Origin of the sequence: Sphingomonas kyungheensis (assembly GCF_037120395.1) — a bacterium.
Classification (GTDB): Bacteria; Pseudomonadota; Alphaproteobacteria; order Sphingomonadales; family Sphingomonadaceae; genus Sphingomonas; species Sphingomonas kyungheensis.
This window is the reverse complement of the sequence record NZ_JBBBDM010000001.1, coordinates 88,379-110,278: the sequence shown is the minus strand read 5'-3', so window position 1 is coordinate 110,278 and position 21,900 is coordinate 88,379. Positions and strand designations below refer to the sequence as shown.

Here is a 21,900-nt window from a genome sequence, read left to right as displayed (position 1 = left end):
AGCGGAAAAATGCTGCATTGCGAAATAGTTCGTAACAAGCGATTGACTGCCGAGGCAACCATTGCCAAGGCAACCTTATGGCGCATTACTCCGAGCATAATTTCACGCCCGAAAATTCGATCGGCTATCTCGTCCGCCGGTCGGAGCAGCTCGGCACGATCGCGCTTGAACCGATCTTCAGCCGCGCCGGCATCACCAAGACGCAATGGAGCGCGCTGGTCTCCCTGCATTTCAACGGTGCGCAAAGCTGTGCGGAGATCGCCCGCGACCTGTGCCACGACAAGGGCGCGATCACCCGGCTGGTCGATACGCTCGAGGAGCGCGACTGGGTGCGGCGCGACCGCGAGAGCGGCGAGGATCGCCGCGTCATCCGCCTGATCCTGACCGAGGCGGGCGAGCAGATCGCCTGCGCCGTCCGGGACGAGGTCGTCCAGCTCTGGAACCACTGGCTGAAGGACTGGGACGCCGCCGATGTCGACCGGTTGACCGAGCTGCTGCGGCGGCTGCGCGACACCATCCAGAATGGCCCCGAACAAGGCACTCCAGCGTGACCACCAAGATCCTGCCGCCCGCGGCGCTCCTTCTTCTCGCCGGCTGCGCGGTGCCGGCCAGCCCGCCCGCGGTGCAGGCGGTCGCGCCTGCGTCGCTCGGCCTCACCGGCGCGCCGGCACCGGCGATCGCCGACAACTGGTGGACCGGCTTCGGCGACCCGCAGCTCGACCGGCTCGTCGCAGAGGCGACCGCGGGCAATCCGACGCTCGACGCCGCGCTCGCCCGTATCGCGCAGGCACAGGCGGTGCTGTCGAGCCGCCGCGCCGACACCGGCCCCGACGTCTCGCTCGACGCCAACGAACAGGTGCAGCGCCTGTCGGGCCGCTACATCATCCCGCCGCCCTATGGTGGGTCGGTGCGCTTCGTCGGGACGACGCAGGCCAATCTGAGCTGGAACCTCGATCTGTTCGGCCGGCAGAAGGCGGCGATCGCCGGTGCGCGCGCCTCGGCCGAGGCTGCGGCGCTCGATCTCGCCGCGGCGCGGCTGGCGATCGCCGGGTCGGTGGTGCAGACCTATATCGATCTCGCCCGCGCCGAGGCGGAGGCGACGATCGCCCGCCGCACCATCGCGACCCGGCAGCAATCGGTACGCCTCGTCGCCATCCGTATCCGCAACCGGCTGGCGAGCAATCTGCAGGCGACCGCCGCGCAGACGCTGCTCGCCCAGGCGCAGAGCGCGCTGGTGCGGGCGGAAGGCGCGCGGGCGCTGGCGGTGAATGCGCTCGCGGCGCTTGCCGGGCGCGGGCCGGACTATGCCGCAGCGATCGTCCCCACGACGGTGCAGCTCGACGCCGCTTTGCCGCTGCCCGCGCAGGTTCCCGCCGACCTGCTCGCCCGGCGGCCCGACATCGCCGCGGCGCAGGCGCGGATCGCCGCCGCCGCCGCCGGCCGGCAGGTCGCGCGGCGTGCCTTCTATCCCAACGTCAACCTCACCGCGCTCGCCGGCTTCCAGGCGATCGGACTCGGCAATCTCGTCAGCCTCGACGCCGGCACCGCCGGCGCCGGTCCGGCGATCCACCTGCCGCTGTTCGACAATGGCCGGTTGAAGGCGGACCTCGCCGGCGCGACCGCGGCGCTCGATCTCGCCACTGCCGATTATAATGATCGCGTCATCGGCGCGGTGCGCGACGCCGCCGATGCGATCGCGCTGGTCGCCAACCTCGCCGAACAGCGCGCCCGCACCGCCGAGGTGGTGCGCGGCTTCGGCGAGACCAACCGTCTCAATGCGATCCGTGTCGCCAGCGGCCTCGATAGCAAGCTCGACCTCGTCGACAACGACGTCCGCCTGCTCGATGCGCAACTGACCCAAGCCAATCTCGCCGCCGATGCGGCCCGCCAGCGCGTCGCGCTGGTGCTGGCGCTCGGCGGCGGCTTCTCTCCCCAGGAACCCCGCCGATGACCGATACGCAAGCGTCCGCGCCCCTCCCGCCCGCCGGCAAGCCGCAGGCCCGCCGCCGCGGGCTGCTGATCCTCGGCATCGTCGTGGCAATCGGGCTGATCGCCTGGGCGGTGTCGCACTTCCTGCTCGCCAAACCCGCCGAGGAGACCGACGACGCCTATGTCGCCGGCGACGTCGTCGCGATCACCGCGCGCGATCCCGGCCAGATCACCGCGATCCACGCCGACAATACGCAGACGGTCAAGGCCGGCGCGCCGCTGCTCGACCTCGACCCGGCGACCGCCGACGTCGCGCTCGCCTCGGCCGCAGCGGAGCTCGCCCGCGCGGTGCGCGCCACCCGCGCCGACATCAGCAAGGTCGGCGAAAGCGGCGCGGCGGTGGTGCAGGCCGAGGCGCAGCTCTCCGCCGCCACTGCCGATTATGCGCGCCGGCGCGGTGCCGCCGCCCAGGGCGCGATCTCGGGCGAGGAGCTCGCCCATGCCGCCGATGCGGTCAAGGTCGCGCGCGCCAACCTCAACCTCGCACGCAGCCAGCAGGCGCAGTCGCGCTCGACGGTGCAGGGCACCGATACCAGCACCAACCCCGCGGTGCTCGCCGCGGCCGCCGCCTATCGCCGTGCCGCAATCATGCGCAGCCACATGCACATCGTCGCGCCGATCGACGGCGTGGTCGCGCAGCGCACCGTGCAGATCGGCCAGCAGGTCGCCGCCGGCACGCCGCTGATGGCGGTGGTGCCGCTGTCCAAGGTGTGGGTCGACGCGAACTTTCGCGAGACGCAGCTTAAGGATCTGCGCATCGGCCAGCCCGCGACGGTGACCGCCGACATGTACGGCGACGACATCGTCTTCCACGGCAAGGTGATCGGCGTCGGCGCCGGATCGGGCAACGCCTTCGCGCTGCTGCCGCCGCAGAATGCCAGCGGCAACTGGATCAAGATCGTCCAGCGCGTGCCGGTGCGGATCGCGCTCGATCCGCGCGAGCTGAACGCCCATCCGCTGCGCGTCGGCCTGTCGGTCAATGCGACGGTGGATACCGCCAATCGCTCGGGCGCGCTGCTCGGCCAGCCCGCGGCGCAGGCCTATGCCGGCCGCGCCACCGACGGCAGCGATCCTGCGGTCGAGGCGCGCATCCGCCAGATCATCGCCGCCAATCGTTGATGTCGCCTCCGCTGTCCCCACCCTGTGCCGCCCCCGCTCCCGATCGGGAGCGGGACGTTGCCCGCCCGGCGCAGCCGGGTGGCAGGGGTGAGGACAGCAAGTCCGTCTGGAACATCCTGTAATGGCCACCCAAGCCCAAGGCCCCGCCCCGCTCGTCGGCGGCCAGCGCGCGCTGATCGCCTTCGCGCTCGCGCTCGGCACGTTCATGATGGTGCTCGACAGCACGATCGCCAACGTCTCGCTGCCGACGATCGCCGGCAATCTCGGCGTCTCCAGCGACAATTCGACCTGGGTGATCACCGCCTTCGCGGTGGCGAACGGCGTCGCGGTGCCGCTGACCGGCTGGCTGATGGGGCGGTTCGGCGTGGTGCGCACCTTCTGCACCGCGGTGGCGGCGTTCACCGTCGCCTCCTTCCTATGCGGCATCGCCTGGGACCTGCCCTCGCTGATCGCCTTCCGCATCCTGCAGGGCGCCTGTTCGGGGCCGATGATGCCGGGCAGCCAGGCATTGCTCATCTCGATCTTCCCTCCCGACAAACGCTCGACCGCGCTCGGCGTCTGGTCGATGACGACGCTGGTCGGGCCGGTGATGGGGCCGATCCTCGGCGGCTATATCAGCGACAATTACCATTGGAGCTGGATCTTCCTGATCAACCTGCCCTTCGGCCTGTTCACCACCCTGGTCTGCTGGAACGGCCTCAAGAGCCGCGAGACGCCGACGCGCAAGCTGCCGATCGATACGGTCGGGCTGATGCTGCTGGTGCTGTGGGTCGGTTCGCTGCAGATCATGCTCGATCTCGGCAAGAACGCCGACTGGTTCAACGATCCGGCGATCTGCGTGCTCGCGGTGGTCGCCGCGGTCGGCTTCGTCGCCTGGATCATCTGGGAGCTGACCGATGCCAACCCGGCAGTCGACCTGTCGCTGTTCGGCAACCGCAACTTCCTGATCGGCACGCTCGTCTTCTGCCTCGGCTATGCGGTGTTCTTCGCCAACACGCTGATTCTGCCGTTGTGGCTGCAGACGCAGCTCGGCTATACCGCGACCTGGGCGGGGCTGATCGCGGCGCCGAGCGGCGTCGTCGCTGTGGTGATCTCGCCGCTCGCCGCGCGGCTGTCGGGCAAGATCGATGCGCGGCTGCTCGCGACCATCTCGTTCGTCGCCTTCGCCGTCTCCTATTGGATGCGGTCGAATCTGGTCACCGGCGCGACCGTCTTCGACTTCATGCTGCCGCTGCTCGTCCAGGGAATCGGCATGAGCATCTTCTTCCTGGCGATGGTGACGATCCTGCTCGACGGCATCGCCCCGCCGCGCATCCCCTCGGCGACGGGCATCTCCAATTTCGGGCGGATCGTCGCAGGCTCCTTCTCCGCCTCGATCATCACCACCGCCTGGGACCGGCGCGAGGCGCTGCACCAGAGCCGCCTTGCCGAGGCGATCGGCAGCGGCATGCCGTTGCAGATGGCGACCGAGGCCCTGCAGCGGCTCGGCGCGAATGCGGTGCAGGCAAGCGCGATGATCACCCGCCAGATGGTCAATCAGGCGTATCTGCTCGCCTCGACCGACCTGTTCCGCCTGTCGGCGTGGCTGAGCGCGGCGATGATCGTCCTCGTCTGGTTCACGCGTCGGCCCAAGGGCGGGCACGGGCCGGTCGCGGCGGACTGAGCCAGCGCGAGGAACGGAAGGCCCGGCCGCGGTTGACCGCCCCGGCCGGTGTGCCTACCTCTCGCGGTCATGACCGCCCCCACCATCCTCCTGGTAGAGGACGATCCCGCCCTCCGCACGCTGACCACCAGAGCGTTGCAGGAAAACGGTTATCTCGTCCGCCCCGCATCCGCCGCGCCCGAGATGTGGCTGGCCCTGGAGGCCGGGCCGGTCGATCTCATCCTGCTCGACATTATGCTGCCGGGGACGAGCGGCATCGATCTGTGCCGCGCGCTGCGCCAGAAGAGCGAGGTGCCGATCATCTTCATCAGCGCCAAGGGCAGCGAGACCGACCGCGTCGTCGGCCTCGAACTCGGCGCCGACGATTATATCGCCAAGCCGTTCGGCAGCCGCGAGCTGATCGCGCGCATCCGCGCGGTGCTGCGCCGCGGCTCGCTGGAACGCAGCCCCGGCGAGCGCGAGGAGGGCGTGCTGACCTTCGACGGCTGGCAGGTGACACTGCCGCGCCGCGAGCTCACCTCGCCGACCGGCGCGGTGGTCGACCTGACCGGCGCCGAGTTCGATCTGCTCGTCAGCCTCGCCGATCACGCCGGCCGGGTGATCGCCCGCGAACGGCTGATCGAGCTGTCGCGCACGCGGTTGGGCGACAGTTCGGATCGCAGCATCGACGTGCTGATCAGCCGCCTGCGTCGCAAATTGTCGAGCGCCGGCAAGGATGCGCCGATCATCACCGTCCGCGGCGTCGGCTATATGCTCAACACCGAGGTGACGCGCCGGTGACGGCGGGGGTGCCGGCCCGACATCCTGCGTTCGCTCTGCGTCTGTCTGTGAGCGGGTTGGCGCCCATCTCCGCCTCGCCTGTGCCACGATGGGCTTCGACAGGCTCAGCGCGAGCGGTGGCGGCCCGGCGGCCTCGACCCGCCGCCCCCTGCCCCGCCGCCCCCTGCCCCGCCGCCCCCTGCCCCGCCCGAGGCCGATGACCCGCTTCGTCCGCCCCTCGATCGGCCTGATCGGGCAGATCGTCGCGATCCTGCTGCTGACGATGGTGATCGAATTCGGCGTCAGCACGATCCTCTACGAGCGCGCCAGCCAGTTCGCGGTGCGCGACGACGAGGCGCGGCGGCTCGCCGAGCATCTCGTCATCGCACGTCGGCTCGTCGCCGAACAGCCGCCGGCGCGGCGCGATGCGATGGCGGAGGATCTCACCACCGAACGCTATGCGCTGCACTGGCGGCGCGATCTGCCGCCGCCGCCGCCGATCGCCCCCGCGCTCGACAGCATGCGGCATCAGGTGATCGAATGGGAGCCGACGCTCGCCGCCACCGACCTGCGGCTCAAGCTGACCTCGCCGGGGCGCAGCTCGGTCGTCACCGGCGGGTTACGGCTGCCCGACGGCAGCTGGCTGTATTTCCGCACGCTCGAACGGCTGCACAATATGGAGCTGGCGACCGAGCGCATCCTGCTCGCGCTGATCCCGGCGCTCGGCCTGATGCTGATGGGCGGGCTGCTGATCCGCCGCGCGCTGCGGCCGATGCGCCAGCTCGCGATCGCCGCCGATACGCTGGGCGATGCAGAGCATGACCCGATCCCGGAGGCCGGCCCCGGCGAGGTGCGCCGCGTCGTCGCCGCATTCAACCGGATGGCGGCGCGCATCCAGCGGCTGATCGTCGACCGCACCCAGGCGCTCGCCGCGGTCGGCCATGATCTGCGCACGCCGCTCCACCGGCTGCGGCTGCGCGCCGATGCGGTGGGCGACGAGGCGACGCGCGCCGCGATCCAGCGCGACATCGGCGAGATGGAGGCGATGGTCAATTCGCTGCTCGCCTTCCTCGGCGGCGGCAGCGATCCCGAGACGCCGGTGCTGATCGATCTTGCCGTGCTCTGCGCGACGCTGATCGACGAGGTCGAGGACCGCGGCCTGCCCGGTCGCTACGAAGGTCCGGCGCATTGCGAGGTGGTAGTCCGCCCGCTCGCGCTCAAGCGCGCGCTCGGCAATCTGATCGACAATGCGCTCCATTATGCGGGCAACGTGACGCTGCGGCTGGACAGCGAGCCCGCCGGCGTGACGATGATCGTCGAGGATGACGGCGCCGGCATCCCGGAGGATCAGTTGCGCAGCGTGCTCGAACCCTTCGTCCGGCTCGATACGGCGCGGCCGCGCGACACCGTCGGCTTCGGCCTCGGCCTGCCGATCGTCGGCCGGATCGTCGAGGCGGAAGGCGGTACGCTGACGTTGTCCAACCGGCGCGAAGGGGGCCTGCGCGCGGCGATCATGCTGCCGCGCTGATCCAGGTTGGCGCGAAAGCCGGCCAAACGATCCCCCGGCAACATAATAAAACATCCCCGCTGCGGAGCGGCAAGCCGCGCGCGCTATCGCTCGTCGATCAACTGCGGCGCCCGCCGCAGGTTCGGGAGCAACCAGCGTGAACGAAGTCATCGGCCGCGTCCTCAGTTTCGAAAAGAAGGTCTTCCAAAACCAGCAGGCGCTCTATTCGACGCTGGCGCATGACGGCCAGTTTCCGAAGGCGCTGATGATCTCCTGCGCCGATTCGCGCATCGTCCCCGAACATATTATGCAGGCACAGCCCGGCGATCTGTTCGTCTGCCGCAACGCCGGCAATATCGTCCCGCCCTTCTCGGCGCATACCGGCGGCGTGTCGGCGACGGTCGAATATGCCATTTCGGTGCTCGGCGTGCGCGACGTCATCGTCTGCGGCCATTCGGACTGCGGCGCGATGAAGGGCCTGTCGGGCGATCCCGCCGCGCTCGCCGCGGTGCCGACCGTCGCCCACTGGCTCAAGCATGGCGCCGCCGCGCGGCAGGTCGTCGACCAGAGCTATCCCGACCTCACCGACGGCGAGCGCATCCGCGCGCTCAGCCTCGAGAACGTCGTGTCGCAGCTCGCCCATCTGCGCACCCATCCCTCCGTCGCGGCGGGGATCGCGCAGGGGCATATCACGCTGCACGGCTGGTTCGTCGACATCCATGAAGGCGTCGTGCTCGGCCTCGACGGCATCAGCGGCCGGTTCGTGCCGATCCGCGAGGGCGATGCCTTCCCGGTCGCGCTCCACGCCGCGCCGCGCCGCGCCTCCGACGTCGCCTTCGCGGATGCGGCGGAATGAACCGGCTGCGCGCGCTGCTGCCGAACGGGCCGACGGTCACACGTGACCTCACCGCCTCGATCGTCGTCTTCCTCGTCGCCATGCCCCTGTGCATGGGCATCGCCGTCGCCTCGGGCGTTCCCGCCGAAAAGGGCCTGATCACCGGCATCATCGGCGGCATCGTCGTCGGCGCGCTCGCCGGATCGCCGTTGCAGGTCAGCGGCCCCGCCGCCGGCCTCGCCGTCGTCGTCTTCGAGCTGGTCCGCGATCAGGGCCTGTCGGCCCTGGGGCCGATCCTCGTCCTTGCCGGGCTGATCCAGGTCGTCGCCGGCATCGCCCGGCTCGGCGGCTGGTTCCGCGCCATCTCGCCCGCGGTGGTGCACGGCATGCTCGCCGGCATCGGCGTGCTGATCGTCGTCGGCCAGTTCCACGTCCTGTTCGACGCCAAGCCGCTGCCGAGCGGCCTGCAGAACCTCGCCGCCGCGCCCGGCCGGCTGTTCGGCCTGTCGCCGAGCAACATCGCCGCGACCGAGATCGCCTTCGGGGTCGGCATGCTGACCATCGCCGCGATGCTCGGCTGGGAGAAGTTCCGCCCCGCGTCGCTGCGCCTCGTTCCCGGCGCGCTGGTCGGCGTGCTCACCGGCACCTTCGTTGCGCTTGCCTTCGGGCTCGACGTCGCCCGCGTCAACGTGCCCGAATCGATCGCCGGCGCGGTCGCCTTCCCCGGCGTCGGCCTGTTCGCCAAATGGGCCGATCCGTCGATCATCACCGCGGCGCTCGCCATCGCCTTCATCGCCAGCGCCGAGACCTTGCTCTCCGCCGCCGCCGTCGATCGCATGCACGACGGCGTCCGCACCAATTACAACAAGGAGCTGCGCGCGCAGGGCATCGGCAATCTGCTCTGCGGCCTTGCCGGCGCACTGCCGATGACCGGGGTCATCGTCCGCTCCTCGGCGAACGTCCAGGCCGGCGCGACCACCCGCCTGTCGACGATGTTCCACGGCTTCTGGATCCTCGGCTTCGTCGCACTGCTGCCCTGGGTGCTGCGCGAGATCCCGATGGCCGCGCTGGGCGCGATCCTCGTCATCACCGGCTGGCGGCTGGTCAGCCTCGCCCATGCCCGCCACCTCTTCTCGCATTACGGGCCGCTGCCGGCGCTGATCTGGCTGGCGACGCTGGTCACCGTCGTCGTCGCGGACCTGCTCACCGGCGTGCTGGTCGGCATCGGCCTGTCGATGCTCGAGCTGGTGCCGCACCTGCGTCGCCTTGGCCTCAAGGTGTCGGAAGGCGCACAGGGCGGCGCGCATGCGATCAACCTGTCGGGGTCGGCGACCTTCGTCTCGCTGCCCAAGCTCTCCGACACGCTGGAGCGCGCGCCGGCGGGCACGCCGGTCCGCCTCGACGTCACCGGCCTGTCGACGGTCGACCATACCTGCGCCGAGCTGATCAAGGACTGGTTCCAGCGCCGGCGCGCCGCAGGCGACACGATCGAGGTGTTCGGCGCGCGTGGCAAGACTGCCGCACTCGCCCACTGATCCCCGCCCAGCAATGTTTCGTTACAGGAAAGCAGCTTTTTGGCCATAATGCCGCGGTAGCGAAAGGGCGTCCGAGCAAGACCGGTGCCCCTTCGCATCCCGCGAGGCGAGCGCGCCGGCGGCGCGGACGCAGGAGGGACCTCCATCCACTCGAAAGGGGTCCCATGAAGTATCTTCTCCTCGCGGCTACCACGCTCGCTGCCGTGACTTCGATGCCCGCCGCGGCGCAGGACACCGCGCCGCCCAAGGCGGTCACCGTCTCCGGCAACGTCGCGCTCGTCTCCGACTATCGGCTGCGCGGCGTGTCGCAGACCGACAAGGAAGGCGCGGTCCAGGGCGGCATCACCATCGCGCACGAAAGCGGCGTCTACGTCGGCACCTGGGCGTCCAACCTCGCCGGCTGGGGCACGTTCGGCGGCTCCAACATGGAGCTCGACCTGATCGGCGGCTACAAACATGCGATCAGCGGCGGCGCGATCGATGTCGGCCTGACCTGGTATATGTATCCGGGCGGCGCGTCGAAGACCGACTTCGCCGAACCCTATGCCAAGCTGTCGGGCACGATCGGCCCGGTCAATCTGCTCGCCGGCGTCGCTTACGCGCCCAAGCAGGAGGCGCTCGGCAAATGGTATAACAGCGGCGCGGACTATGCGACCGGCGTGCCCAACCGTCCGGGCAAGAAGAACGACAATCTCTACCTGTGGGGGGATTTTGCCAGCGCGATCCCGACGACGCCGTTCACCGCCAAGGCGCATATCGGCTATTCGAAGGGCAATTCGGGCCTCGGCCCCAACGGCACCTCGGTGGCGCCGACCGGCGAATATTGGGACTGGCTGCTCGGCGCCGATTACGCGATCAAGGGCACGCCGCTGACGCTCGGCGTCGCCTATGTCGATACCGACATCACCAAGCGCCAGGCGGCCTATCTCCAGCCGAACTTCTCCTCGACCAAGAACGGCAGCAGCATCGCCGCCAGCCAGGTCGTGTTCGCGCTGACCGCGGCGTTCTGACGTCTCCCGTCATTCCTCCCCGCTCGCGGGGAGGTGGCACGCCGAAGGCGTGACGGAGGGGGGCTTCCGCAGGCGATACGGCGGTTGGCGAGCTCTCGCCCAGCGGACCGCTTGAGGAAGCCCCCCTCCGTCACCGCTTCGCGGTGCCACCTCCCCGTGCCGGGGAGGATTTTGGCGATGGAACCACTCCCTCGCCGCCGCGCTGTCGCCGTCATGCATGACGCCCTGATCTTCACCCCCGACGATGTCGATCTGACCCGGTCGCCGCTACGCCGCGGCATCGCCGAACCGACCTATGTGCTCGGCGCGTTCAACCCCGGCTTCACCCGCCTGCCGAACGGCAATCTGCTGCTGATGGTCCGCGTCGCCGAGGCGCTGCGCGAGCCGGTGCGCGACGGCCACGTCCATGCGATCCGCTGGACGCCCGAAGGCTATGTCACCGACGCCTGGCCGCTCGACGCGGTCGACATGACCGATCCGCGCCAGTTCGAGGTCAAGGGCAGCCGTCACCGCATCCTCGCCCTTACGTCGCTGTCGTGGCTGCTGCCGGTCGAGCTCGATCCCGCCGGCGAGCGGATCGTCGCGATCCATTACGACGCGGCGATCGAGCCCGCCGCCGGCTACCAATGCTATGGCGTCGAGGATGCGCGCATCACCCGGATCGGCGACACCTGGTACATGACGACCTGTTCGGTCGGCGCCGAGCGGCACAGCACGACGCTGCACAGCGCGCGCGACGGCCTCCACTACCGGCTCGACGGCATCGTCCTCGATCACCAGAACAAGGACATGATCCTGTTCGAAGGTCTGGTCGGCGGCCGCTTCATGGCGCTGACCCGGCCGCTCGGCGAGGTCTATTTCGCCTATCCGCCCGACAGCCCCTATGTCGGCGGCCCGTCGATCAACTTCGCGCAGAGCCCCGACGCGCTGCACTGGAAGCCGCTCGACGCGCCCGGCCTGCGCGCGCGCAAGGGATCGCAGGCGGCGATGAAGATCGGCGGCGGCACCCAGCCGGTGCTGACCCGCGACGGCTGGATGATGATCTATCACGGCGTCGAGGCACGCGAGAGCGTCGGCATCTATCGCAGCTTCTGGGCCTTGCTCGACCGCGACGATCCCGCCCGCATCCTGCGCGTCGAGGATGAGGTGCCGTTGCTGGAAGCCAACCCCGCGCTCACCGCGCGGATCGCGCATCAGATGTACCTGCCCACCCCCGTGGTCTTCTCGACCGGGCTGGTCGACATGGGCGACGACTATCTGGTCGCGAGCGGCGAGGCGGACCTCGCCTGCCGGATGACCCGGCTGGCCAAGGAGCGGTTCGCATGACGTGGTGGCGGTCGGGGACGATCTACCAGATCTATCCGCGCTCGTTCCAGGACAGCGACGGGGACGGCGTCGGCGACCTCCAGGGGATCGAGGCGCGGCTCGACCATCTCGTCATGCTCGGCGTCGAGGCGATCTGGATCTCGCCGATCTTCCCGTCGCCGATGCGCGATTTCGGCTATGACGTCGCCGATTATTGCGGGATCGATCCGCGCTTCGGCACGCTCGCCGATTTCGACAGCCTGCTCGCCGCGGCGCATGATCGCGGGCTCAAGCTGCTGCTCGACTTCGTCCCCAACCACAGCTCGACCGATCATCCCTGGTTCCAGGAGAGCCGCGCGTCGCGCGACAATCCCAGGCGCGACTGGTATATCTGGCGCGATCCCGCCCCCGATGGCGGACCGCCCAACAACTGGATCAGCGACTTCGGCGGATCGGCGTGGGAATATGACGCCGCGACCGGACAATATTACTATCACGCCTTCCTCAAGGAACAGGCCGACCTCAACTGGCGCAACCCCGATCTGCGCCGCGCGATGATGGAGGCGCTGCGCTTCTGGTTCGATCGCGGCGTCGACGGGTTCCGCATCGACGTGCTGTGGCACATGGTCAAGCACGCCGACTTCCCCGACAATCCCGCCAACCCCGACTATCACCCGGCGATGGGAGGGATGCATGCCGTGCTCCAGCAGCATTCGACCGACCAGCCCGAGGTGCACGGCATCGCCGCCGAGATGCGCGCGATCGCCGATTCCTACCCCGGCGACCGCGTGCTGATCGGCGAGATCTACCTGCCGGTCGAGCGGCTGATGCACTATTACGGCCTCGACGCGCCCGAGGTGCATCTGCCCTTCAACTTCCAGCTGATCGATGCGGCGTGGGACGCGCGCCACCTCGCCGGGCTGATCGCCGACTATGAGGCGGCACTGCCTGCCGACGGCTGGCCCAATTGGGTGCTCGGCAACCATGACCGGCCGCGGATCGCCAGCCGCGTCGGCGCCGCGCAGGCGCGCAACGCCGCGGTCCTGCTGCTGACGCTGCGCGGCACGCCGACGCTCTATTATGGCGACGAACTGGGCCTGACCGATGTCGCGATTCCGGCGGAGCGCGTGCAGGACCCGCGCGAGCTGCGCGAGCCCGGGCTCGGCCTCGGCCGCGATCCGGTGCGCACGCCGATGCCGTGGAATGCGAGCGCCCACGCCGGCTTCTCCACCGCCGAGCCGTGGCTGCCGCTCAACCCCGACTGGCCGACGCGCAACGTCGCCGCGCAGGCGGCCGATCCGGTATCGATGCTCGCGCTGCACCGCGACCTGCTGCGGCTGCGGCGCAAGCACGCGGCGCTGGCGGTCGGCGACTTCCGCCTGATCGCCGCGGAGGGCGACGTGCTCGCCTATGAGCGCAGCCACGGTGACGAGCGGATCGTCGTCGCGCTCAATCTCGGCGCGACGCCGCAGCCGGTCGAGCTGCCCGCCGGTACGCTGCTGCTGTCGACGTTGGGCGGCACCGCCGATCCGGCGACGCTGCGCGGCGACGACGCTATCATCCTGCGCGTAACCCGCTAAGCGAGCGTCATGAAAATCGCGATGCTCGCCCCCATCTCGTGGCGCACCCCGCCGCGCCATTACGGCCCGTGGGAACTCGTCACCAGCCTGCTGACCGAGGCGCTGGTCGCGCGCGGCGTCGACGTCACGCTGTTCGCGACGCAGGACAGCCTCACCGCCGGTACGCTCGCCGCCGTCGTCCCCGCGCCCTATTCGGAAGACCCGAGCGTCGATGCCAAAGTGTGGGAGTTCCGCCACCTCGCGCATCTGTTCGAACGCGCCGGCGAGTTCGACCTGATCCACAATCAGGCGGATTTCCCCGCCCATGCCTTCGCGCATCTGGTCGATACGCCGATGGTGACGACGATCCACGGCTTCTCGTCGGACCGCATCCTGCCGATGTACCAGCCCTATCAGGACCGCGTGCACTATGTCGCGATCAGCGACGCGGACCGCTCGCCGCAGCTGCGCTATGCCGCGACGATCCACCATGGCATCGTCCTCGACGACTTCCCCTTCGATGCGCAGGGCAGCGACGCCTTGCTGTTCTTCGGCCGCATGCATCCCGACAAGGGCGCCGCCGAGGCGATCGCGGTGGCGCAGGCGACGGGCCGCGAACTCGCGATGTACGGCATCGTCCAGGATCAGGGCTATTACGAGCGCGCGGTGGTGCCGCATCTCGGGGCCCAAATCCGCCACCCCGGCGCGGTCGGCGGCGCGGAACGGACTGCCGCGCTCGGCCAGGCCGCGGCGCTGCTCCACCTCATCAACTTCGACGAGCCGTTCGGCCTGTCGGTGATCGAGGCGATGGCCTGCGGCACGCCGGTGATCGCGATCAACCGCGGATCGATGCCCGAGCTGATCGACGACGGCGTCACCGGCTTCCTCGTCGACAGCGTCGAGGCGGCGATCGCCGCGGTCGCGCGCCTGCCCGAGATCGACCGCGCCGCCTGCCGCGCGGCGGTCGCCGAACGTTTTACCGTGGAGCGCATGGCCGACCGCTATATCGCTTTGTATCGCGACATCTTAGGTGGTTGAACCGGCCGCGGCGATCGGGCCATAACGGGAATATGATCGCCCGCCTGCGCCGTTTCCTGTCCGAAGAAGACTGGACGTTCGCGCCGCAGGAAGTGCCGGTGCTGCCCGGCTCACCCGGCACGGTCGAGCATCGCACGCGCCATCGCATCGCTTATGGCGTCATCGCGGTGCTGCTCGGCCTGACCGGCGGCTTCGGCAATGCGCTGATCTCCGCCAACACCTATACGCTGCAAGGCGCGCTCGGCCTCGATCCGGCGGAGATCGCCTGGCTGCCGACCGTCTATGTGATGACCAACGTCAGCATCAACCTGCTGCTGATCAAGTTCCGCGCGCAATTCGGCCTGCGCCCGTTCGCGATGATCTTCCTCGGCCTCTACGTGCTCTTCACGCTCGGCCATCTGTTCGTGCGCGAATTCGATACCGCGATCCTGGTGCGCGCGGCGAGCGGCATGGCGGGCGCGGCGGTCTCCAGCCTGTGCCTCTATTACATGATGCAGGCGCTGCCGACCAAATGGCGGCTGAAGGCGGTGGTGGTCGGCATCGGCATTCCGCAATGCGCGACGCCGCTCGCCCGGCTGTTCTCGCCCGATCTGCTCGCCATGTCGCAATGGCGCACGCTGTACCTGTTCGAGCTGGGCCTCGCCTTGCTCAGCCTCGCCGCGGTCGCGCTGCTCCGCCTGCCGCCGACGACGCGGTCCAAGGCGTTCGAGCCGCTCGATTTCGTCACCTTCGTCCTGTTCGCGGGCGCGATGGCGCTGTTCGCCGCGGTGCTCGGCGAGGGGCGGATCGTCTGGTGGGCGAATGCGCGGTGGATCGGCTGGGCGTTGATCGCGGCGATCCCGATGCTCGCCGCGGCGCTGGCGATCGAGCATCACCGCGTCAATCCGTTGCTCAACACGCGCTGGCTCGGCAGCGCCGATATCGTCCGCTTCACCGTCGTCACGATCATGGCGCGCATCGTCCTGTCGGAACAGACCTATGCCGCGGTCGGCCTGCTCACCGTGCTCGGCCAGAACAACGACCAGCTCATCACCTTCTTCTCGATCATTTTCCTCGCCTCGTTCGCCGGCGTGGTGATGAGCGCAGTGACGCTCGACGTCGAGCGGCTGGCGCATCCGATCATGCTGGCGATCGGCCTCGTCGCGATCGCCGCTTATGCCGACAGCCACGCGACCAGCCTGACCCGCGCGCCGCAGCTCTACGCCAGCCAGGCGCTGATCGCCTTCGCCGCCACTTATTTCCTCGGGCCGGCGCTGCTGTTCGGCATGACCCGCGCGCTGAAGGCCGGGTCGGGCCATATCATCAGCTTCATCGCGCTGTTCGGCATGATCAACTCGATCGGCGGCCTTGCCGGGACCGCGCTGCTCGGCAGCTATCAGCAGATCCGCGAAAAGGCGAACAGCGCCGCTCTGGTGCAGGGCATCGACCCGACCGATCCGATCGTCACCCAGCGGTTGCAGGCGGGCGGCGCGGCGGTCGCCCGCGTCGTCGGCGATCCCGGCCTGCGCAGTGCCGAGGGCGCGGCGATCCTGTCGCAGACCGCGACGCGCGAGGCCAATGTCCTCGCCTATGACGACGTGTTCCGGCTGATCGCGCTGCTCGCCGCGCTCACCTTCTGTTATCTCCTCTTCCTCATCATCCGCCGGGCGCATCGCGAACGCCGCGCCGCGTCCAGCCAGAGTGCCGCATGACCGATAGCCGCAGCCCCGTCGATCCCACCCCCGCGACCGAGGAGGCGCAGGCCGCCGCCGCGCCTGCCGCTGCCGCTGCCGCTGCCGCCGCGCCCGTCGGCTCGGGCTGGAAGCCGCAGCCGCCGAGCCGCACCGCGCTCGTCGTCATCGCCGCGCTGGCGGTCGGCGGCGTGCTCGCGGTGCTCGCGGCGTGGCGGCTGCCGCCCTTCGCCACCGCCTATCAATCGACCGACAATGCCTATGTCCGTGGCCGCACCACGGTGATCGCGCCGCAGGTGTCGGGCTATGTCACCACCGTCTTCGTCCGCGACTTCGCCGACGTGAAGGCGGGCCAGCCGCTCGTCCGGATCGACGATCGCATCTATCGCCAGCGCGTCGACCAGGCGCAGGCGCAGGTCGATGCGCAGGCGGCGACGCTCGCCAACGCCAACCAGACCGAGCGCAGCCGGACCGCCAGCCTCGCCGCGCAGACCGCCGCGGTCGCCAATGCCGAGGCGCAGCTGATGCGCGCGCAGGCGGACATGAACCGCGTCAACGACCTCGTCACCGACGGCTCGGTCTCGTTGCGCGAACGCGACCAGACGCTCGCCGCGCTGCGCCAGGCGCAGGCGGCGGTGCAGCAGGCACGCGCGGCACGCGAGATCGCGCAACAGGACATCCGCACCGTCCAGGTCGGCCGCGGCGGCCAGCGGGCCGGCGTATCGGGCGCCGAGGCGGCGCTGCGCCTCGCCCAGATCGATCTCGCCAACACCGTGATCCGCGCGCCGGAGAGCGGCCGGCTGAGCGAGGTCGGCGTCCGCGTCGGCCAATATGTCACCGCGGGATCGCAGCTGATGTTCCTCGTGCCGCCCGAAACCTGGGTGATCGCCAATTTCAAGGAAGCGCAGACCGCACGGATGACGGTCGGCCAGCCGGCGAGCTTCACCGTCGACGGTCTCGCCAATGCGCGCCTGACCGGACATATCGAGCGCATCTCGCCCGCCGCCGGCTCCGAATTCGCGGTGCTCAAGGCGGACAATGCCACCGGCAATTTCACCAAGGTGCCGCAGCGGATCGCGGTCCGCATCCGCGTCGACCCGGGCCAGTCGCTCGCCGCGCGCCTGCGCCCCGGCATGTCGGTACAGGCGCGCGTCGATACGGCGAACGGGCCGGTGGTGAAGTGATGATCCGCGTGAGGGCGCGAAGCCGCGTCGAGGGTGCGCCTGCCGCGCCAGCGGCTCTCCCGTTGCTGCTCGATCGAAGCGTCGGCCTCGCCATAAAGGCCACCTCTTCGCGCCTTCGCGTCTTCGCGTGCACAACCCTTTTCGCCAACGATGCAGGGTTCACGCGGAGGCGCGAAGGCGCGGAGGGCGTGCGCCGAGGATGGAACGCCCGCTCCTCCCCCTCTCGTGATCGGGAGGGCCGCTGCGCGGCGGATCAGCCCTGCGCGTCCTCTGCGCCGCTACGCGCACCCTATTCAGCGGCCCTTCTCTGCCTCGCCCTCAGCGCCTGCATCGGCCCGCGGCCCGACGCGCCCGCGGCAAGCGCGGTGGTGCCCCCGCCGGCGTGGCGGACGGCGCTCGGCGAGGGCAGTCCGATCCGCGCCGACTGGTGGAGCGCGTTCGGCGATCCGGTGCTGACCAGCCTCGTCTCGCGTGCGCTCGGCAGCAACGTCGATCTCGCCGCCGCGGTCGCGCGGATCGACGAGGCGCGCGCCGCCGCCCGCCTCGCCCGCGCCCAGCAGACGCCGACGCTCGGCGGCGCGGTGCCGGGCACCACCGGCCAGACGGTGAGCCCCTTCGGCACGCCGAGCGACGCCTTCGGCGCGCAGCCCGCGCTCACCGCCAGCTACGACCTCGACCTGTTCGGCCGCCTGCGCGCCGCAAGCCGCGCCGCCCAGGCGCAGGCGCTGGCGAGCGAGGGTGCGCGCGACACCGTCCGCCTCGCCATCGCCAGCGGCGTTGCGAGCAATTACATCACGTTGCGCGCGCTCGACCAACGGCTCGCCGTCGCCCAGCAGACGCTGGCGGCGCGCGCCGAGGCGCTGCGCATCGCCCGCCGCCGCGCCGAGACCGGCTATACCTCCAACCTCGAACTGCATCAGGCCGAGGCCGAATATCGCGCGACGCAGCAGCTCGTCCCCGCCGCGGAGCTGGCGATCAGCCGTCAGGAAAATGCGCTCAGCCTCTTGCTCGGCGCCAGTCCCGGGCCGATCCCGCGCGGCCTGCCGCTCGACCGGCTGCTGTCGCCGGCGATTCCCGACGGGCTGCCCGCCGATCTGCTCCGCCGCCGTCCGGACCTGTTCCAGGCCGAACAGACATTGGTCGCCGCCGACCGCACGCTCGACAGCGCGCGCGCGGCGATGCTGCCCAATCTCGCGCTTACCGGCTCGGCGGGCGTCGTGCTGTCGACCGCGCTCGCCAATCCGATCGGCGTCTTTTCCATCGGCGCGAGCGTGCTGTCGCCGATCTTCGACGGCGGCCGGCTACGCGCGCAGAACGACGTCGCGGTCGCCCGCCGCGATCAGGCCGCTTATGCCTATCGCCGTACCGCGCTCGTCGCGTTCCAGGAGGTCGACAATGCGCTCGCCGGGGTGCAGCGATCGGGCGAGCAGGCGGTGGCGCTGGAGCGGCAGGTCGATGCCCTCGCCGCCGCGCTGCGCAACGCCAGCAACCGGTATCGGGCCGGCTATACTTCTTATATCGAACAGCTCGATGCGCAGCGCGGCCTGCTCACCGCCGAACTCGCGCTGGTCCAGGCGCGCGCCGACCGGATCACCGCCTATGTCGCGCTCTATCAGGCGATGGGCGGCGGCTGGTCGCCGGCGGATGTGACCGCGACGCAACGGTAACGTCAGTATTGCATCGCAATATGCCGACGGCCCGGATCGCTCTCAGATCCGATGCGTTTTGGCGAGCCCCCCCTTAACCTCTAGAAGCCTACCGTCGCTTATGCCCGAATCGACCAAGATCGCAGAGACGAGCAGCGTCGGCAGCTGGGATTGGGACGTCGTCGCCGACCGCGTCACCGCCGATGCCGATTTCGCCCGCCTCTACGGCGTCGATCCGGAGGAGGCGCAGCAGGGCGCGGCACTCGCGCGCTTCTTCACCAGGATGCATCCGGACGATGCGCCGCGCGTCCAGGCGGAGATCGCCGAGGCGCTCGCCAGCGGCGAACCGTTCGAGAGCGAATACCGGCTGCAACAGCCCGACGGTCGCGCGCGCTGGGTCGCGGCGCGCGGCCGGGTCAGCTACGACGAGGCCGGCCGTGCGGTGCGTTTCCCCGGCATCAGCTTCGACATCGACGCGCGCAAATCGGCCGAACTGCGCTTGCAGGCGCTGGTCCGGCTCAACGACCGGCTGCGTGGCGCCGGCGATCCCGAGGATCTCGCCTTCGCCACCGTCGAGACGCTCGGCCGGCTATTCGACGTCAGCCGCTGCGGCTATGGCACGATCGACCGCGAGGCGGAGACGATCGTGACGACGCGGCCGTGGTGCGCGCCGGGGATCGATCCGCTGCCCGAGATCCTCCACTTCCGCGACTATGGCTCCTATATCGAGGACCTCAAGCGCGGCGAGACGGTGGCGATCGGCGACGTCCACCACGATCCGCGCACCGCCAGCACCGCCGAGGGGCTGAAGAGCCTCGCCGCCTTGTCGTTCATCAACATGCCGGTCACCGAACAGGGCGGGTTCGTCGCGCTGCTCTACCTCAACAATGCGCAGCCGCGCGCCTGGCAGCCCGAGGAGATCGCCTTCGTCCGCGACGTCGCCGAACGCACCCGCGACGCGGTCGAGCGGCGGCGCGCCGAACAGGCGCTTGCCGCGCTCACCGCCTCGCTCGAGGAACAGGTCGAGGAGCGGACGCGCGCGCTGATGACCGCCGAGGCGCATCTGCGTCAGGCGCAGAAGATGGAGGCGGTCGGCCAGCTCACCGGCGGGCTGGCGCATGACTTCAACAATATGCTCACCGGCATCTCCGGCGCGATCGAGATGATGCAGGTGCGCGTGCGGCAGGGCCGGTTCGACGAGCTCGACCGTTATGCCAATGCCGCCCAGGGTGCGGCGCGGCGCGCGGCGGCGCTGACGCATCGCCTGCTCGCCTTCTCGCGGCGGCAGACGCTCGATCCCAAGCCGACCGACATCAACCGGCTGATCGACGGGCTGCGCGAGCTGATCCAGCGCACCGTCGGGCCCAATGTTTCGATCGAGACGGTCGGCGCGGGCGGGCTCTGGCCCGCGATGGTCGATCCCAACCAGCTCGAGAATGCACTGCTCAACCTGTGCATCAATGCGCGCGACGCGATGCCCGACGGCGGCCGCATCACGATCGAAACCGCCAACCGCTGGCTCGACGACCGCGCCGCGCGCGAACGCGACCTCGAACCCGGCCAGTATCTGTCCCTCTGCGTCACCGACACCGGCACCGGCATGACCCCCGAGGTGCAGGCGCGCGCCTTCGACCCCTTCTACACCACCAAGCCGATGGGCGAGGGCACCGGGCTCGGCCTGTCGATGATCTACGGTTTCGCCCGCCAGTCGGGCGGGCAGGTCCGCATCTATTCGGAGGTCGGCCAGGGCACGACGATGTGCATCTACCTGCCGCGCCATTACGGCGACGCCGATCCGCATGGCGACACCGCCGTATCGTCCGCGATGCCGGCGGTGACCGAGGGCCGCCATACCGTGCTGGTGGTCGATGACGAGCCGACGATCCGCATGCTCGTCGTCGAGATCCTGCGCGAGATGGGCCATAACGTGCTCGAAGCCGGCGACGGCGCGACCGCGCTGCGGCTGCTCGGCACCGGCGCGCAGGTCGATCTGCTGATCACCGACGTCGGCCTGCCCGGCCATATGAACGGCCGTCAGGTCGCCGATGCCGCGCTGACCCTGCTGCCGGCGCTCAAGGTGCTGTTCATCACCGGCTATGCCGAGAATGCGGTGATCGGCAACGGCCCGCTCGGCGCCAATATGGCGCTGCTCACCAAGCCCTTCGCGATGGACGTGATCACCGACCGCATCCACACGATCCTCGACAGCTAGGCAGAGCAGCAGCGCTGGCCTTAGGCGCTCGCGAGCAGCCGCTCCGCCTCGGCGAGATGCAGGCGCTCGATCATCGCGCCGTCGAGCTGGATCGCGCCCTGCCCCGCCGCCTCGGGCGCGGCGAAGGCGGTGACGACCGCGCGCGCCCAGGCAAGCTGCTCCGCGCTCGGGCCGAAGGCGGCGTTGGCGGCATCGATCTGGCTCGGGTGGATCAGCGTCTTGCCGTCGAAGCCGAGCATCGCGCCCTGCGCACATTCCGCAGCAAGCCGCGCCTCGTCGCCGATCGCGTTGCAGACGCCGTCGAGCACGGTGAGGCCGCCGGCACGCGCCGCGATGACGAGGTGGCTCAGCGCCGGCAGCAGCGGCGTGCGCGCCGCATCGGGGCGGCAGCGCATCTCCTTGGCGAGATCGTTGGTGCCGGCGATCAGCAGCTCGGTCCGCGTCGCCGCCGCCGCCGCGACGATCTGGCCGAGGGCGAGGATCGCGCCGCAGGTCTCGATCATCGCCCAGATCGGCGGGCCGCCGGCGCCGACCGCCGCGCGCACCGCGATCAGGTCGTCGGCGCGCGCGACCTTGGGCACCACCACCGCCATCGCCCCGCCCACGGCTGCGGCATCGTCGCGGCCCCATGGCGTGTCGAGCGCGTTGATCCGCACCGCGCAGGCGCGCGCGCCCGCCGCCGCCGCGACCGCCGCCTCGCGCGCCGTCGCTTTCGCTGTCGGCGCGACCGCATCCTCAAGGTCGAGGATCACCGCATCGCAGGCGAGCGACGGCGCCTTGGCGAGCGCACGCGGATTGGAGGCGGGCATGAACAGCACGCTGCGGCGGCGGAACGACACATCACTCATCCGCAGCATCCTAGAGCAGCG

The 21,900-nt window shown here is 70.0% G+C and carries 17 protein-coding genes; 16 read left to right on the top strand and 1 reads right to left on the bottom strand.

The genetic code is table 11. The features are described 5' to 3' along the window. Positions 1-77: 77 nt before the first annotated feature. The 16 genes from V8201_RS00495 to V8201_RS00420 all read left to right on the top strand — a co-directional run bounded on the left by V8201_RS00495 (position 78) and on the right by V8201_RS00420 (position 21,031). Complete coding sequence (locus V8201_RS00495; protein WP_271299594.1) at positions 78-551, top strand: MarR family winged helix-turn-helix transcriptional regulator; 474 nt, start codon at positions 78-80, stop codon at positions 549-551. Next, entirely contained in the window at positions 548-1,951 is a 1,404-nt protein-coding gene (locus V8201_RS00490; RefSeq protein WP_336544207.1) for an efflux transporter outer membrane subunit, read from the top strand. The genes V8201_RS00495 and V8201_RS00490 overlap by 4 nt, the downstream gene beginning before the upstream one ends. Beyond that, on the top strand, positions 1,948-3,108 hold the full coding sequence (locus V8201_RS00485; protein ID WP_037534978.1) for an HlyD family secretion protein: 1,161 nt from the start codon (positions 1,948-1,950) through the stop codon (positions 3,106-3,108). The genes V8201_RS00490 and V8201_RS00485 overlap by 4 nt, the downstream gene beginning before the upstream one ends. Positions 3,109-3,229: 121 nt before the next feature. After that, positions 3,230-4,771 (top strand): DHA2 family efflux MFS transporter permease subunit, encoded by a 1,542-nt coding sequence (locus V8201_RS00480; protein ID WP_336544206.1) that lies wholly within the window; start codon positions 3,230-3,232, stop codon positions 4,769-4,771. A 69-nt stretch (positions 4,772-4,840) separates the two neighbouring features. Continuing rightward, entirely contained in the window at positions 4,841-5,551 is a 711-nt protein-coding gene (locus tag V8201_RS00475) for a response regulator (RefSeq protein ID WP_037534976.1), read from the top strand. Between the two features lie 196 nt (positions 5,552-5,747). After that, positions 5,748-7,058 carry an ATP-binding protein gene (locus V8201_RS00470; RefSeq protein ID WP_037534975.1) on the top strand — a complete coding sequence of 437 codons (1,311 nt, stop codon included), beginning with the start codon at positions 5,748-5,750 and terminating at the stop codon, positions 7,056-7,058. Between the two features lie 136 nt (positions 7,059-7,194). Next, positions 7,195-7,893, top strand: a complete 699-nt coding sequence (locus V8201_RS00465) for a carbonic anhydrase (protein ID WP_336544205.1) — start codon at positions 7,195-7,197, stop codon at positions 7,891-7,893. Beyond that, a complete protein-coding gene (locus V8201_RS00460) occupies positions 7,890-9,407 on the top strand; it encodes a SulP family inorganic anion transporter (protein ID WP_336544204.1) in 1,518 nt (505 codons plus the stop codon). The genes V8201_RS00465 and V8201_RS00460 overlap by 4 nt, the downstream gene beginning before the upstream one ends. 164 nt (positions 9,408-9,571) lie before the next feature. Next, positions 9,572-10,417 (top strand): TorF family putative porin, encoded by an 846-nt coding sequence (locus V8201_RS00455; protein WP_271299600.1) that lies wholly within the window; start codon positions 9,572-9,574, stop codon positions 10,415-10,417. A 213-nt stretch (positions 10,418-10,630) separates the two neighbouring features. Further along, positions 10,631-11,743 (top strand): glycoside hydrolase family 130 protein, encoded by a 1,113-nt coding sequence (locus V8201_RS00450; protein WP_271299601.1) that lies wholly within the window; start codon positions 10,631-10,633, stop codon positions 11,741-11,743. Beyond that, positions 11,740-13,302 (top strand): alpha-amylase family glycosyl hydrolase, encoded by a 1,563-nt coding sequence (locus V8201_RS00445; RefSeq protein ID WP_336544203.1) that lies wholly within the window; start codon positions 11,740-11,742, stop codon positions 13,300-13,302. The genes V8201_RS00450 and V8201_RS00445 overlap by 4 nt, the downstream gene beginning before the upstream one ends. A gap of 9 nt (positions 13,303-13,311) precedes the next feature. Then, positions 13,312-14,319: a glycosyltransferase family 4 protein gene (locus V8201_RS00440; protein ID WP_336544202.1), complete on the top strand. Its 1,008-nt coding sequence runs from the start codon at positions 13,312-13,314 to the stop codon at positions 14,317-14,319. Between the two features lie 32 nt (positions 14,320-14,351). Further along, complete coding sequence (locus tag V8201_RS00435; RefSeq protein WP_336544201.1) at positions 14,352-16,010, top strand: MFS transporter; 1,659 nt, start codon at positions 14,352-14,354, stop codon at positions 16,008-16,010. After that, a complete protein-coding gene (locus tag V8201_RS00430; RefSeq protein WP_037534967.1) occupies positions 16,007-17,173 on the top strand; it encodes an HlyD family secretion protein in 1,167 nt (388 codons plus the stop codon). The genes V8201_RS00435 and V8201_RS00430 overlap by 4 nt, the downstream gene beginning before the upstream one ends. A gap of 329 nt (positions 17,174-17,502) precedes the next feature. After that, the gene (locus V8201_RS00425; RefSeq protein ID WP_336544523.1) at positions 17,503-18,840 is read left to right on the top strand and encodes an efflux transporter outer membrane subunit; all 1,338 of its coding nucleotides are present in this window, start codon (positions 17,503-17,505) and stop codon (positions 18,838-18,840) included. 100 nt (positions 18,841-18,940) lie between these two features. Further along, a complete protein-coding gene (locus V8201_RS00420) occupies positions 18,941-21,031 on the top strand; it encodes an ATP-binding protein (RefSeq protein ID WP_336544200.1) in 2,091 nt (696 codons plus the stop codon). A gap of 20 nt (positions 21,032-21,051) precedes the next feature. Here V8201_RS00420 and V8201_RS00415 read toward each other — a convergent pair whose 3' ends face one another. Further along, positions 21,052-21,879: an HpcH/HpaI aldolase/citrate lyase family protein gene (locus tag V8201_RS00415; RefSeq protein WP_336544199.1), complete on the bottom strand. Its 828-nt coding sequence runs from the start codon at positions 21,877-21,879 to the stop codon at positions 21,052-21,054. Positions 21,880-21,900: the final 21 nt, after the last annotated feature.

What these genes read in the sequence shown, in the direction of transcription:
- V8201_RS00495 (WP_271299594.1), top strand. Translation starts at nt 78, where the DNA reads ATGGCGCATTACTCCGAGCATAATTTCACGCCCGAAAATTCGATCGGC.
- V8201_RS00485 (WP_037534978.1), top strand. Translation starts at nt 1,948, where the DNA reads ATGACCGATACGCAAGCGTCCGCGCCCCTCCCGCCCGCCGGCAAGCCG.
- V8201_RS00480 (WP_336544206.1), top strand. Translation starts at nt 3,230, where the DNA reads ATGGCCACCCAAGCCCAAGGCCCCGCCCCGCTCGTCGGCGGCCAGCGC.
- V8201_RS00475 (WP_037534976.1), top strand. Translation starts at nt 4,841, where the DNA reads ATGACCGCCCCCACCATCCTCCTGGTAGAGGACGATCCCGCCCTCCGC.
- V8201_RS00470 (WP_037534975.1), top strand. Translation starts at nt 5,748, where the DNA reads ATGACCCGCTTCGTCCGCCCCTCGATCGGCCTGATCGGGCAGATCGTC.
- V8201_RS00460 (WP_336544204.1), top strand. Translation starts at nt 7,890, where the DNA reads ATGAACCGGCTGCGCGCGCTGCTGCCGAACGGGCCGACGGTCACACGT.
- V8201_RS00455 (WP_271299600.1), top strand. Translation starts at nt 9,572, where the DNA reads ATGAAGTATCTTCTCCTCGCGGCTACCACGCTCGCTGCCGTGACTTCG.
- V8201_RS00450 (WP_271299601.1), top strand. Translation starts at nt 10,631, where the DNA reads ATGCATGACGCCCTGATCTTCACCCCCGACGATGTCGATCTGACCCGG.
- V8201_RS00445 (WP_336544203.1), top strand. Translation starts at nt 11,740, where the DNA reads ATGACGTGGTGGCGGTCGGGGACGATCTACCAGATCTATCCGCGCTCG.
- V8201_RS00440 (WP_336544202.1), top strand. Translation starts at nt 13,312, where the DNA reads ATGAAAATCGCGATGCTCGCCCCCATCTCGTGGCGCACCCCGCCGCGC.
- V8201_RS00435 (WP_336544201.1), top strand. Translation starts at nt 14,352, where the DNA reads ATGATCGCCCGCCTGCGCCGTTTCCTGTCCGAAGAAGACTGGACGTTC.
- V8201_RS00430 (WP_037534967.1), top strand. Translation starts at nt 16,007, where the DNA reads ATGACCGATAGCCGCAGCCCCGTCGATCCCACCCCCGCGACCGAGGAG.
- V8201_RS00420 (WP_336544200.1), top strand. Translation starts at nt 18,941, where the DNA reads ATGCCCGAATCGACCAAGATCGCAGAGACGAGCAGCGTCGGCAGCTGG.
- V8201_RS00415 (WP_336544199.1), bottom strand. Translation starts at nt 21,879, where the DNA reads ATGAGTGATGTGTCGTTCCGCCGCCGCAGCGTGCTGTTCATGCCCGCC.